Origin of the sequence: Streptomyces sp. NPDC093801 (assembly GCF_040701585.1) — a bacterium.
GTDB lineage: Bacteria > Actinomycetota > Actinomycetes > Streptomycetales > Streptomycetaceae > Streptomyces.
In genome coordinates this window covers 58,778-70,839 of sequence record NZ_JBFBDP010000040.1, presented here as the reverse complement: position 1 = coordinate 70,839, position 12,062 = coordinate 58,778, and the positions used below count along the sequence as shown (strand labels likewise).

At 74.2% G+C, this 12,062-nt stretch carries 12 protein-coding genes; 1 reads left to right on the top strand and 11 read right to left on the bottom strand.

Annotated features, from left to right (window positions below; genetic code table 11):
* Positions 1 to 98: 98 nt before the first annotated feature.
* The 9 genes from AB0469_RS34535 to AB0469_RS34495 form a co-directional block, all read right to left on the bottom strand.
* Positions 99 to 824 carry an SDR family oxidoreductase gene (locus AB0469_RS34535; RefSeq protein WP_366455453.1) on the bottom strand — a complete coding sequence of 242 codons (726 nt, stop codon included), beginning with the start codon at positions 822 to 824 and terminating at the stop codon, positions 99 to 101.
* Positions 825 to 918: 94 nt separating this feature from the next.
* Positions 919 to 1,773 (bottom strand): cyclase family protein, encoded by an 855-nt coding sequence (locus AB0469_RS34530; RefSeq protein WP_366455452.1) that lies wholly within the window; start codon positions 1,771 to 1,773, stop codon positions 919 to 921.
* Positions 1,774 to 1,894: 121 nt separating this feature from the next.
* The gene (locus AB0469_RS34525; RefSeq protein WP_366455451.1) at positions 1,895 to 2,218 is read right to left on the bottom strand and encodes a putative quinol monooxygenase; all 324 of its coding nucleotides are present in this window, start codon (positions 2,216 to 2,218) and stop codon (positions 1,895 to 1,897) included.
* A gap of 48 nt (positions 2,219 to 2,266) precedes the next feature.
* Positions 2,267 to 3,544 carry an MFS transporter gene (locus AB0469_RS34520; RefSeq protein WP_366455450.1) on the bottom strand — a complete coding sequence of 426 codons (1,278 nt, stop codon included), beginning with the start codon at positions 3,542 to 3,544 and terminating at the stop codon, positions 2,267 to 2,269.
* A gap of 115 nt (positions 3,545 to 3,659) precedes the next feature.
* Complete coding sequence (locus AB0469_RS34515) at positions 3,660 to 3,854, bottom strand: hypothetical protein (protein ID WP_366455449.1); 195 nt, start codon at positions 3,852 to 3,854, stop codon at positions 3,660 to 3,662.
* 41 nt (positions 3,855 to 3,895) lie between these two features.
* Positions 3,896 to 4,930 carry a ketoacyl-ACP synthase III gene (locus AB0469_RS34510; protein WP_366455448.1) on the bottom strand — a complete coding sequence of 345 codons (1,035 nt, stop codon included), beginning with the start codon at positions 4,928 to 4,930 and terminating at the stop codon, positions 3,896 to 3,898.
* Positions 4,931 to 4,978: 48 nt separating this feature from the next.
* Entirely contained in the window at positions 4,979 to 5,713 is a 735-nt protein-coding gene (locus AB0469_RS34505) for an HAD-IB family hydrolase (RefSeq protein WP_366455447.1), read from the bottom strand.
* 22 nt (positions 5,714 to 5,735) lie between these two features.
* Positions 5,736 to 6,848: a ScbA/BarX family gamma-butyrolactone biosynthesis protein gene (locus tag AB0469_RS34500; RefSeq protein ID WP_366455446.1), complete on the bottom strand. Its 1,113-nt coding sequence runs from the start codon at positions 6,846 to 6,848 to the stop codon at positions 5,736 to 5,738.
* Between the two features lie 144 nt (positions 6,849 to 6,992).
* Positions 6,993 to 8,060, bottom strand: coding sequence for an aldo/keto reductase (locus AB0469_RS34495; protein ID WP_366455445.1), 1,068 nt, complete (start codon positions 8,058 to 8,060; stop codon positions 6,993 to 6,995).
* A gap of 86 nt (positions 8,061 to 8,146) precedes the next feature.
* Here AB0469_RS34495 and AB0469_RS34490 point away from each other — a divergent pair, with 86 nt between their 5' ends.
* Positions 8,147 to 9,733 carry an FAD-dependent monooxygenase gene (locus AB0469_RS34490; RefSeq protein WP_366455444.1) on the top strand — a complete coding sequence of 529 codons (1,587 nt, stop codon included), beginning with the start codon at positions 8,147 to 8,149 and terminating at the stop codon, positions 9,731 to 9,733.
* 359 nt (positions 9,734 to 10,092) lie between these two features.
* Here the strand turns inward: AB0469_RS34490 and AB0469_RS34485 are convergent, their stop codons facing one another.
* Together AB0469_RS34485 and AB0469_RS34480 are read right to left on the bottom strand one after the other, a co-directional pair.
* Positions 10,093 to 10,941 (bottom strand): alcohol dehydrogenase, encoded by an 849-nt coding sequence (locus tag AB0469_RS34485; RefSeq protein ID WP_366455443.1) that lies wholly within the window; start codon positions 10,939 to 10,941, stop codon positions 10,093 to 10,095.
* A 70-nt stretch (positions 10,942 to 11,011) separates the two neighbouring features.
* On the bottom strand, positions 11,012 to 12,055 hold the full coding sequence (locus AB0469_RS34480) for a hypothetical protein (protein WP_366455442.1): 1,044 nt from the start codon (positions 12,053 to 12,055) through the stop codon (positions 11,012 to 11,014).
* Between the last annotated feature and the right edge of the window lie 7 nt (positions 12,056 to 12,062).

Here is a 12,062-nt window from a genome sequence, read left to right as displayed (position 1 = left end):
GCGCCGATCCCGTACAGCCGCAGCAGCAGCGGGTCCCGCAGGTGCCCGGCGACCGTACGGCCCACCGCGCGCGGGTTCAGCGAGCCGCGCCGGGCGCGCTACCAGTCGACCGCGCCGGCGTCGTCGAAGAAGCCGCCGGTGGGGCCGTCCTCTCCGAGGGTGGCCAGGTGGACGACGATGCGGGCGCCCTCCTCGACCGTACGGGTCCCCTGGTGGCGGTTGAGGTCGGTGGCCACGTAGCCGGGGGTGGCCGAGTTGACCTTCAGCGGGGTGCCGGCGAACTCGCGGGCGTAGTGCAGGGTGAGCGAGTTCAGTGCGGCCTTGGACGAGTTGTACGCCAGCAGGAGCCGGTGCGGGGCCTCGAAGTCCGCGGCCTTGGCCAGGGACCCCAGGCGGCTGGAGAGGTTGACCACCCGCCCGGCCGGCGCCTCGCGCAGCAGCGGGAGCAGGGCGTGGGTGGTGGCGATGACACCGAAGACGTTGGTGGCGTAGATGCGGGAGGCCAGCTCGGCGGTGGTGCCGCTCGGAGGGATGTCCTCCTCGACGATGCCGGCGTTGTTGACCAGGACGTCGAGCCTGCCGTAGGTGTGCCCGACGGCGGCCGCGGCGGACTTGACGGTCTCCTCGCGGGTGACGTCGAGGGTGAGGGCGCGGGCGTCGACGCCGCTCTCGCGCAGGGCGGCGGCCGTGCGCTCGCCGCGGTCGGTGTCGCGGGCGCCGATGAGGACGGTCATCCCGCGCAGGCCCAGCTGCCGTGCGGTCTCGCGGCCGATGCCCTTGTTGGCGCCCGTGACGAGGGCGACCGGGCGGGGGTGGTGCGTCATGGTCGTTCTTCTTCCTGTCCGGGTGGACGTGCGAAGTCCGGCACCGGACGTGCCGGTGCCGGACTTCACCGGTCGGGGGAGCCGGGGCGGCGGCTCAGTGGATGCCGAACATGCGGCACGGGCCCGCGAAGCCCTTGCGGTGGCGGATCAGGCCGACGACGGCGGTGGCGCCGACGTCGGGGACGGTGTGGAGGTTCGCGATGTTCTCCACGCCGTAGCGCAGGTCGCCCAGCACGATGCGGTGGGCGCCCGGGTCGTCGATCTGGAGGTTCTTGGAGGCGTCCAGGCTCGGGGTGTCGGTTCCGGCGGCCACGATGGAGCGCTCGCGGACCAGGAGTTCGGCCGCGTCGAAGCCGAGCCCGGGGAAGTGGGGGACTCCGTCGGCGTCGCGGTTGATGTAGGCGCCGGGGGTGTCGATGCGGGAGCACCAGCCGGAGTCCATGACGACCAGGGCGCCGTCCGGGATCCGGCCGTGGCGGCGCTCCCAGGCGAGGATGTCGTCGGCGGTCAGGGTGGTGTCGGGGTCCTTCGCGGCCCGCTCGCCGATGCGGATGACGCACAGCGGGGCGATGAGCCGGTCGATCGGGATCTCGTCCGTGTAGACGGGGCCGTCGATGAGGTGGGCGGGACCGTCGACGTGGGTGCCGGTGTGCTCGTCGATCTCCAGCTTGTTGGCGTTGAAGCCCTCGGAGGCGATGTCGGCGAAGTGCTCGATGTTCGGCTTCAGCACGATCGGTTCGAGGACCGGGAAGTCGTTGCCGAAGGCGTGCGTGAGGTCGCTGACCCGGCTGCCCCGGATGAGCGGGGCGGGCGTCCGGGGGCGTTCGGCCGGCCGGGCGCCGTCCTGGCCGGCCGCGGCCTCGTGGGCGGTGCCCGCGTCGGTCGCGTGGTCGGCACAGCTGTGTCCGGGCTCGCCGTGGACCAGCTCCATCACCTGGGGGCTGCACATGGGAGGGGATCTCCTTGGTCGGTCTCGTCGGTCGTGTGGTGCTCGGAGGGGGAGGGCGGCGGCCGGGTGGGGGACCGGCCGCCGGGCGCCGGGGGAGGGCGCGGGAAGGGGCGGGGAGGGGTCAGGCCGCGGCGGGGGCGTTCGCGGTGCTGCGGTCCTCGACGCGGCTGCCGCGGATCAGCCAGGTCGGGCCCTGGGCGATGCCGGCGATGCGCTCGAAGAACATGGCGAAGTGCGGGCCGGCCATGTGCCGGTCGAACGCGGCGGCGTCGTCGTAGACCTCGTCCAGGTAGAAGCGGTTGGGGTCCACCTCGTCCTCGACGAGCTCGAAACGCTGCGTGAACGGCTCGTCCACGGCCGAGTCACGGGCGTCCGCGTGGGCGGCGGCGATGAACGTCTCGCGGTGCTCGGGCTGGACGTCGAAGGCGACGGCGACGTGGTACATGGGGGTGCTCCTGGGGGTGGGGACGTACGGGTCGGGGGTGGTGGGGCGTCAGTCGCGCAGGGCGGGCGCCTTGGGCGCGGCGGCTGCGGGGGCGCCGGCCGGTGCCGCCGCCGTGACGGGGACCGCGCTCTCGCCGCGACGGCGCGGGCGCACGGCCCGGTTGCGGCCGGAGCGCAGTCCGAGGACCAGTTCGGGGAGGGTGAAGGCGGCCAGCAGGACCAGGGAGACGGTCCAGCCGCCGGTGGCGCCGTGCAGCAGGCCGAGCAGGAGCGGGCCCGCGATGCCGCCGGCCAGGTAGCCGATCGTCTGCACCATGCCCGAAAGCCGGGCGGCGGTCTGCGGGTTGGGCGAGCGCATGCCGATGAAGGTGAGGGCCATCGCGTGCCCGGCGCCCAGGGTCACGCCCAGGACGGCGACCCACAGGGCGGCCGCGCCCGGCGCCCACAGCAGGCCCAGCAGGCTGACCGCGCCGGCCACCGCGATGGCGACCACCATCGGAGAGGTGCCCTTGCGGCCGACGAGGATCGGGGCGAACAGTGCGCCCGGCACGCTGACCAGCATCGCGACGGAGAGCAGCGCGCCGGAGGAGGAGTTGCTGTAGCCCAGGTCGGCGAGGATCGTGGGCAGCCAGCCCAGGGCGGTGAAGTACACCAGGGCGCGCAGCGCCAGGTAGCCGGTGACCTGCCAGGCCATGGCGTCGCCGAGCAGCGAGCCCTGGTCGGCGGCCGGACCGGCGGCGACCGGCGCGGGCTTGGAGTTCCTGAGCAGGGGCAGCCAGGCGACGAGGCCGACCGCGGCGGGGATCGCCCACAGGGCGAGGGACCCGCTCCAGCTGTCGGTGGCGTCGCGCAGCGGGACGGCGAAGCCGGCAGAGAGGGCCGCGCCGGCGCTGAGGATGCCGGTGCCGATGCCGGTGAAGAGGCGGACGCGGTCGGGGAAGGCGCTCTTGATGACCGCCGGCATCAGGACGTTGCCGATCGCCAGGCCGGCCCCGGCGAGGGCGGTTCCGACGAACATCGCCCAGACGGAGTGGTCCAGTCGGAGCAGGATGCCCGCGATCAGCAGGACGAAGCCGAGCACGAGGGCGCCGGGGGTGCCCATGCGGCGGGAGAGGGCGGGTGAGACCGCCGCGAAGATGCCCAGGCACAGCACGGGCAGGGTGGTGAGCAGACTGATGGCCGAGTCGCTGAGCGCGAGGGACTGCTGTAAGTCGTCGAGTACGGGCGAGACGCTGCCGATGGCGGGGCGCAGGTTGAGCGCCAGCAGGCTCAGCCCCACGGTCGTGGCCACGGTGCTCGCGCGGTTGCCGGATCGGTGGTCGGACACGGAGCTCCTCCTAACCGGGAGAACAAAGGGGGTACGGGTTCGATGAACTAGTTGATGCACGACGACCATAAGATGTCTTACAGCAGGGTGTCAATCGATGACTGTAAGAATCCTGTCAGTTCGGGGAGGTGCCGGTCGTGGCCGGCACCTCCCCGAACAGCCGGGCGTGCAGGGAGTGTTCCACGGCATGCCGGAGTACGGCCCGCCGGCGGCGGGCCGTACGGACGCGCAGCAGCGCCCGGACGTCCGCCTCGTCGTCCACCGCGGCGGAGCCGAAGCCCTGACCGCCGTCGCTGGTGTGCGTGTCCATGGCAGTGCCCTTTCGGAACGGAGGGGGCGGGGGAGGAGGGATCAGCGGACGGCGGCCAGCTCCTGGGCGCGGGACCGGGCGCAGGCCGTCGGAGCCCAGTCGGCCAGCACCGCCCCCACGGTCATCCCGCCCCCGAACCCGGCCAGCAGGACGCTGTCGCCGTCGGCGAACAGCCCCTGGCGGTGGGCGAGGTCCAGGGTGACCGGGACGGAGGCGGAGCCGGTGTTGCCGTACCGCTCCATCGCCAGGTGCATGGTGGCGCCGGTCAGGCCGAGGGCGGGCCAGACCTCGCCCAGCATCACCGCGTTGGCCTGGTGCGGGACGAAGTGCCGGATGTCCGCGGGCCGTGCGCCCGCCTTCGCCAGCAGCTCGTGCAGCGCCCCCGGCAGGTTGTCCTGCACGAAGCTGCGCACACCGCGCCCGTCCATGCGGAAGAAGTGGGCGCCCTCGCGCAGGGTGCGGTCGTTCGCCGGCATCCGGCTGCCGCCCGCGGGCACGCTGATCAGCCGGTACTGGTCCCCGCGCGTCAGCAGGCTCGTCTCCCGTATGCCGCGGTCCGCGGCGACGGTGCCGAGCAGCGCGGCCCCGGCCCCGTCCCCGAACAGGAGGGCGGTCTTGGGGTCGGAGTAGTCCAGGATCCGGGAGTAGATGTCGGCGCCGATGACCAGGGCGTAGCGCCCGGGTTCGGCCGCCCGCAGCAGCCGCTCGGCCACCGTCGTGGCGTAGACGAAGCCGCTGCACACGGCGTTGATGTCGAAGGCGGCGGCGTTCTCCGCCCCGATCAGGTGCTGCACGATGCTCGCCGTCGCCGGCTGCGGGTGGTCGGGCGTGGACGTGGCCAGCACGATGTACGCCACGTCCCGCGCGGCCACGCCGGCCTGTTCGAGGGCCGCCCGGGCCGCGCGGGCGGCCAGGTCGGAGGTGGCGTCGCGGTCGTCGGCCCGGCGTCGCTCGCGGATGCCGGTCTTGCGCACGATCCACTCGTCGGACACCCCCGAACTGCGGGCGATCTCCTCGTTGCCGACGACCGTGGGGGGCAGGTAGGAGCCGGTGGCCAGGATTCCGATGCGATTCATGGTGTCTCCAGTGGTGTGGCGGGCCGCCGGGTGCGGCCCGCCGCGAGGTCAGGCATGCCCGCCGGCCTCCAATGTCCTCCAGCCGTGGCGGCGGGCGTGGGCGGCCAGTTCGGGGTCGTCGCCCACGGCCACGGGACGGCCCACCGCGCTCAGCAGCGCCAGATCGCTGCTGTGGTCCCCGTACCCCCAGCAGGCGGCGAGGTCGAAGCCGCGCAGGGCCGCGCTGACGTGCACCGCCCGCCCCTTGGCCGCGCCGATCATCGGAACGAGCACCTCGCCGGTGAGCAGCCCGCGCCGGACCACCGGGCGGGAGCCCAGCGCGTGGTCGGCGCCGATGTCCTCGGCGATGGGCTGGAGGCAGGCGAAGAAGGAGCCCGAGAGCAGGACCACCGAGTGCCCCGCGGCCCGGTGGCCGCGCAGTTCCCGCGCCACCGCAGGGAGGTACGGGCCGCCGGGCCGCTCCCGCTCGTGGGCGAACCAGGAGCGCCCGCTGCGCTCCAGGTCCGCGACGGACTCCCCCGCGAGCAGCTCGTAGTAGCGCCGGTTGGTCCGCTCCCGCGGCTCACCGCGCCGGGCCGCCTCCCGCAGGCCCTCCGCCAGCCGTTCGTAGGTGGCGGGCGGCTCGCCGCGCCGTCGCAGGTGGAACGCGAGGAAGCGGAACATGCTCTTCATGCGGATCAGCGTCTCGTCCACGTCGCTGAACGCCGCTGCGGCCACCGCCCCCGCCGCGGTGCCGGCGAGCGGCGTCCGCGCCGCGGTCATGGTGGCTGTCATCACGGTCATGCGTGCCGTCCTTTCCGGGCGCTCAGGACGACAGCCGCGTCAGGACGAAGGAGACGACGCACAGCGACTCGCCCCGCTGGGTCGCCTCCACCCGGACCGGAACCTGCTGGAGGGCCGCCACGCGCTCCCGGTCCGGCCCGTCCGCGTCCTCCGGCTCCAGGACGCCGCCCTGGGTGTAGACCGGGCCGCCGGGGCCGGACTGCGGGCCGCCGCCCGCCCGGGCGGTGAGCACCGTCTCGTCCTCCAGTTCGCCGAACCGGGTGAAGAGCACGTCGATCTCGGTGACGAGGGTCTTCGCGCCGGCCAGCCCCCGGACGTCGAGCGCGGCGAACAGGGCGAGCTGGCGCGCGCCTTCGGCGATGACCATGCCCGGCAGGTGGTCCTGCGGGTGGTCGAACATGCTCGCGTGCTGGGCCGGTATCCGCAGCAGGGCCTGCGCGGTGTCCCCGGCCGCCACGGTGTCCACCAGGACCACGTTGTCCGGGTTGGCGCGCCCGACCAGGTGCGGGGCCAGGGGGGTGCCCGGCGTCCTCACCGGGTACGCGGCCGAGGAGGGCAGGGCCAGGCCGTCGCGGTTGTTGAGCCGCAGGGTGAGGTAGCCGGTGGGCGTCTTGAAGCGCAGCCCGACCGCCGCCCGGCCGATGACGACCCCGCCCACGGTCAGGTCGAACTCGTAGTCCAGTCCGGTGACCCGGCCCTCGCGCTCCTTGCGGCTCACGATGGTGACCCGCAGCGCGAGGGCGATCGGGGCCGATCTCACCACGACCATCTGCGGCCGGTCCAGGCGCAGCCGCAGGTGGGTCAGGATGAACTTGTTGTCGGACGGGACCCCGTAGAAGCGGTGGGCCCCGGCCAGCGCCGCCTGCCGGCAGGCCTCCAGCAGCAGGAGCGGGTCGTAGCAGCCTGGGCGCAGCAGGTGGTCCCCGTAGTAGGCGTGCGAGCGGGGGAGCTGGACACCTGCGGCGTAGCGCTGGTCGTCGATCGGCTGGAGGTCCGTCAGGAAGACTTCTCCCAGGGCGTCCCGGTGGACCAGCAGCCGGTCCACGGTACGGGAGTAGTCCAGGGCGGGGAGCGCGGCGGGCGGCGCGGGCGGCGCGGGTGCGGCCACGGGCGCGGCGGCGGGTGCAGTGGTCATGGGGCCTGGCTTCCTGTCGCGGTGGGTGGTTCCTGTGGGTGGTCGGTGCGCGTACGGGGAGGTGGCCGCGGCGGACCGGGGGGCCGGTCCGCCGCGGCCGCGCCGGTCCCCGCCGGCGGGGGAAGGCGGCGGGGACCGACGGGATCAGGCCGGGTAGACGTCTCCCGGCAGCTTGCGGTCGGCGCCCACGGTGCCGATGTGCCAGTACGGGTAGGGCGCCGGGGTCTCGCTGACCTTGTCGAGGCGGGCCAGCTCCTCCTCGGTGAGGCTCCACTCCATCGCCCGGAGGTTGTCCTCCAGCTGGTGCGGCTTGGTCGCGCCGACCACGGCCGAGGCGATGGCGGGCTTGGCCAGCACCCAGTTGAGCGCGACCTGCGCCACCGTCGCGCCGCGGTCCTCCGCGACCCGTGCCATCGCGTCGACGATGTCGTACGCCTGGTCGGGGTCGGTCAGCGGCGCCGACTCGGCCGGGGTGCGCTGCGAGAGCCGGCTTCCCTCGGGGCGGCCCTCGCCGCGGCGGTACTTGCCGGTGAGGAAGCCCCCGGCCAGCGGGGACCAGGCGGTGATGCCGACGTTCTGGTCCACGGCGAGCGGGATGATCTCGCGCTCCAGGTCGCGGGCGGCGATGTTGTAGTAGCCCTGGTAGCAGACGAAGCGGCTGAGGTTGCGGCGCTCGGAGACCGACAGCGCCTTCATCAGCTGCCAGCCGGCGAAGTTGGAGACGCCGATGTAGCGGACCTTGCCGGAGCGGATCAGGTCGTCGAGCGCGCGCAGGGTCTCGTCCAGCGAGGTGCGCGGGTCGAAGCCGTGGATGTGGTAGAGGTCGATGTAGTCGGTGTTCAGCCGCCGCAGGCTGGCCTCCACCGCGGCGAACAGGTGGTGGCGGGTGGCACCGATGTCGTTCGGGTCGTCCGTGATGCGCCAGCGGCCCTTGGTGCCGATGATGACGCGGTCGCGCACCTTGCCGAGGGTGCGGCCGAAGAACTCCTCACCCATGCCGTTCTTGTAGACGTCGGCGGTGTCGAAGAAGTTGATGCCCGCGTCGAGGGCCTGGTCCATCATCCGCAGCACGTCGGAGTCGTCGACGGTGCCGAACTCGGACCAGTTGCGGTCCTCGGCGCCCAGGAAGCTCGCCCCGCCGCCGAAGGTCATGGCGCCGAAGCACAGTTCGGAGACGGACAGGCCGGTGTCGCCCAGGTAGCGGTAGCGCATCTTCTCTTCTCCTGCTGTCGATGTGTAAGATTGCGATGAACCATAAGACATCTGATAGTAGTCGTCAATGAGATGGAGGAGCGTTCATGTCCACCACACCGCTTCCGGACCCGGAGCCCTACGACGTCCTCGTCGTCGGCGCGGGCCCTGCCGGGATGACGGCCGCCTGCGAACTCCTGCGCCGCGGCGTGCGCGTGCGCGTGATCGACCGCGCCCCCGAACCCTCGCCGCTGCCCAAGGCCCTGCTGGTCTGGCCGCGCAGCCTCGACCTCTTCGAGGACCTGGGCATCCTCGACGAACTGCGCGAGGCGGGCCTGCAGATCAACGCCTTCAGCTACTTCTCCGACCGCCGGCGCCTGGCCACCTTCGACTTCCCCCAGCACCTCGCCCCGCTCTGCCTCCCGCAGAACGCGACCGAGGAGGTCCTGCGCCGCCGGCTGCTCTCCCTCGGCGGCAAGGTCGAGCACGGCGTGCGCCTGCTCACCCTGGAGGGCATCGACTTCTCCGGCCGCATCGACGGAACCGACCCCGTCACCGCCGTGCTGGAACACGCCGACGGACGCATCGAGCGCACCCGCGCCCCCTTCGTCGTGGGCACCGACGGAGCCTCCAGCGCGGTACGCGCCCAGCTGGGCAGCGGCTTCGACGGGAGCACCTACGAGAGCGCCTTCGCCCTGGTCGACGCGCGGATCGAGGGGGACCTGCCGCCCGACCAGGCGCTGTACTACCAGTCGCCCGCCGGGGCCCTCGTCATCGTCGCGCTCCCCGACGGGGTCTACCGCTTCTTCTCCAGCCTCGCCCCCGGCGAGGCGTCGGGCCTGGAGCGGATGCAGCAGATCGTCGACGAGCGGGGCCCGCGCGGGGTCCGCCTCGTCGAGCCCCTCTGGGAGACGGTCTTCCGCATCCACGCCCGGCACGCGAGCACCTACCAGCTGGGCCGGGTCTTCATCGCGGGCGACGCCGCCCACGTGCACAGCCCCGCCGGCGGCCAGGGCATGAACACCGGCATGCAGGACGCCCACAACCTCGCCTGGAAGATCGCCGCGGTCGTCCGGGGCGAGGCCCCGTCCGGTCTGCTCCTCGGGTACGGGGCCGAACGCTCCGCGGTGGTCCGGCGGGTGGTGCGCGACACCGACATCCAGACCCGGGGCTGGCTGGTCCGCGGCCGGCTCGCCGTCGCCGCCCGGGACGCCGCGTTCCGCGCCGCCGAGCGCACCGGCGCCTTCCGGCTCTACGCGCCCGTCATGGCGGGCCGCCGCCTGTCCTACCCCGCCCTCCGTCCCAGCCAGCTGCCGTCCGGCCGCACCGGGTGCGCGGCCCGCGCGAAACTGCCCGGAGCGCTGGAGGTGGGCGCGGTCTTCCCCAGGGAACTGGCCCTCCCGCACGGGATCGCCGGGCCGGCGGCGGAAGCTCCGTCCTGGACCCTCGCCGTGGTCGGCCGGGGCACGGCCGCCGCCTGGCGCACCCAGCTGCGCGCCCTCGCCGCGCCCTGGCCGCAGGTGCGCGCGGTGGACCTCGCCGCCGGCTCGGTCCGGCCTTCGACCGGCTGCGGCCGGACCGGCTACTACCTGATCCGGCCCGACGGGCACATAGCCGCGCACGGCCACGAGCGCGACACCGGCCACCTGCTGGAGGAGCTCGCCACCTGGCTGGGCCCGGCCGCGGGTGCCTGACCCCCGGCACGGCACGGACGGCGCCGCCCCCGACACCGCGAAACGGTGCCGGGGGCGGCGCCGCGGCGCACCGGGGACACCGGCCGCGTCGCGCCCGGTACGCCGTCCGTGTCGTGCCCGGGGACACCGCCCGGGGGGCCGTTCGTGTCGGGGCCGGGCCGCCGCCCGGTACGCCGCCGAGGCCACCGCCCGCGTCGCGGCCGGTACGCCGCCGAGGCCTCCGCTCGCGCGCGGCCGGGCCTCCGCCGGGTACGCCGCCCGGTGTCCCGCCCGGGGGAGCGGCTTCGCGGGCAGCCCGAAGGGGGCGGCCGTGGGGCCGCCCCCTTCGTCGGTGCCCGGGCCCGCACGCCCGGGCCGGATCAGACCGCGGCCCGCTCCCCGTCCCGGGCGCGGGACCGCCCGAGGGAGAGCTCACCCGTGGTCAGCAGGTCCAGCAGCTGCGCCAGTTCACGGTCCTCGGGCGTCGCGGTACGGAAGACGAAGTGCCGCAGCCCCGCCTGCTCGGGACCGCCGAAGAACCGGAAGAAGCCGATGTCCGCGCCCTGCGGAGCGAAGCTCTCGTAGAGGAACACCTGCCCGCCGTCGGCGGTCAGGCCCCGTCCGGCGGCGATCAGATCGCCCGCGGCGGCCTCGTACACGATGTCGAAGGAGCCTTCGAAGCCGTCGGAGACCGCGTCCGGGGTCATCACCCGACGGGCCCCCAGACGGGCCACCCCGGCGGCCTCGCCTGCGTCCCGCACCACGGCGGTCACCTCGGCGTCCAGCGCGGCCGCGAGTTCCACCAGCAGCCGGCCGATGCCCCGGCCCGCTCCGGTGACCAGCACCCGGCGGCCCGTCACCGAGCCGGCGCCGCGCACCAGGCGCAGCGCGGTCAGCACCGCGACCCGCAGCGCGGCGGCCTGCTCGAAGCTGACGTGGTCGGGCAGGACCACGGCGTACTCGGAGGGCAGGGTCATGCACGATCCCCACTCGGTACCCGTGGCCACGCCCACCACCCGGTCGCCGGGCTGCGGGCTGAACCCCTCGGGGGCCGCCTTGAGGACGACCCCGGCGACGTCCCAGCCCGGCAGCCAGCCCTCGGGGAGCGGCTCGGCCCGGATCATCTCGTCGATTTCGGGGGCCACCGCGCGCACGGCGATCAGGATCTCGTCCTCGGCCTGCTCGGCGATGCCCTGGGGGGAAGGAAGGGTGGGGGACTGGTAGGACATGGAAGTTCCTCTCGTACCTGGTGGTGTTTCCTCGTACGGCTCGTGATCCAGCGTGGGGTGGTGCGGTGGGTCAGAACTCATCGGCGGCCAGCGCGGAGGTGCCGTCGAGGCGCTCCACGGAGACGACGTCGAAGACCTCGGGCTGGTCCAGGACGAAGGCGGGCAGGCTCAGCCGGCTCTCCAGGACCTGGTACCGGATCCAGTCGTGCGTGTAGTGGTCGTCGGGCACGCCGGGCGCCAGGAGCACCCGGAGCTGCACCCGCTGCCCGCGGCCCACGGCCACCTGGGCGGCCGTCACCTCCCCCGTGGCCAGGGCCGAATCGACCAGCTCCCGGGCCGAGACCCCGCGCCCGTGGAGCCGGAAGTGCGGGTCGGAGGGGCCCAGCAGCCGGACGGCCGGACCCGCGGCGCCGCAGACGCAGGAGGCGTACTCGCCGCGCTCCTCGGTCGCGTACCGGATCAGCGGGGGGTCGCGGCGGGCGTCGAGGGTGGTGACGAGGACCTGCCCGTCGACCACCTCGATGTGCTGGTGCGGCAGCGGGTGGTAGAGCCCCGTGAGGCAGTGGGGGCCGTGCTGCCCGGCGACCCCGGTGGCCGGGGTCCCGTACAGGCGCCAGACCTGCGTGTAGGGGAAGCGGTCGGAGAGCAGGGCGTCGGAGGTGGTGTCGTGCAGGGTGCCGCCCAGCAGCAGGGTGCGCAGCCAGGGGAGCGGCCGGCCGGCCCCGGCGGCGCCCGCGAGCCGTGCGACGGTCTCGGGCGGGGCGCTCAGGGCGGTGACCCCCGTACGGGCGAAGAACTCCAGCCACGCGTCCTGGGCGCCGTCCGGCAGCGGGCCGAGCGGCAGGCAGGCGGCGCCCGACGCGGCGGCGAAGCGGTTGAAGAAGTGGTGGTCGGGGCGCAGACGTTCGCAGGAGTGCAGGTTCGTCAGGACGTCGGACGGGCCGAGCGGGCGCCACGCGCCGCGCACCCGCTCGGCGAACAGGTCCGCCGGCAGCAGGCTCAGCGAGGGCGTGCGGACCGTGCCGCCGTCCGCCCAGATCAGCGATCCGGCCGGCCGGGACCCCGAGAGCAGTGCCTCCTCGGTCGCCAGCGCCAGCTCCTGACGGGTCAGCACGGGAAGG

What these genes read in the sequence shown, in the direction of transcription:
- AB0469_RS34490 (WP_366455444.1), top strand. Translation starts at nt 8,147, where the DNA reads ATGTCCACCACACCGCTTCCGGACCCGGAGCCCTACGACGTCCTCGTC.
- AB0469_RS34525 (WP_366455451.1), bottom strand. Translation starts at nt 2,218, where the DNA reads ATGTACCACGTCGCCGTCGCCTTCGACGTCCAGCCCGAGCACCGCGAG.
- AB0469_RS34485 (WP_366455443.1), bottom strand. Translation starts at nt 10,941, where the DNA reads ATGTCCTACCAGTCCCCCACCCTTCCTTCCCCCCAGGGCATCGCCGAG.
- AB0469_RS34505 (WP_366455447.1), bottom strand. Translation starts at nt 5,713, where the DNA reads ATGACCGTGATGACAGCCACCATGACCGCGGCGCGGACGCCGCTCGCC.
- AB0469_RS34530 (WP_366455452.1), bottom strand. Translation starts at nt 1,773, where the DNA reads ATGTGCAGCCCCCAGGTGATGGAGCTGGTCCACGGCGAGCCCGGACAC.
- AB0469_RS34515 (WP_366455449.1), bottom strand. Translation starts at nt 3,854, where the DNA reads ATGGACACGCACACCAGCGACGGCGGTCAGGGCTTCGGCTCCGCCGCG.
- AB0469_RS34495 (WP_366455445.1), bottom strand. Translation starts at nt 8,060, where the DNA reads ATGCGCTACCGCTACCTGGGCGACACCGGCCTGTCCGTCTCCGAACTG.
- AB0469_RS34500 (WP_366455446.1), bottom strand. Translation starts at nt 6,848, where the DNA reads ATGACCACTGCACCCGCCGCCGCGCCCGTGGCCGCACCCGCGCCGCCC.
- AB0469_RS34510 (WP_366455448.1), bottom strand. Translation starts at nt 4,930, where the DNA reads ATGAATCGCATCGGAATCCTGGCCACCGGCTCCTACCTGCCCCCCACG.
- AB0469_RS34535 (WP_366455453.1), bottom strand. Translation starts at nt 824, where the DNA reads ATGACGCACCACCCCCGCCCGGTCGCCCTCGTCACGGGCGCCAACAAG.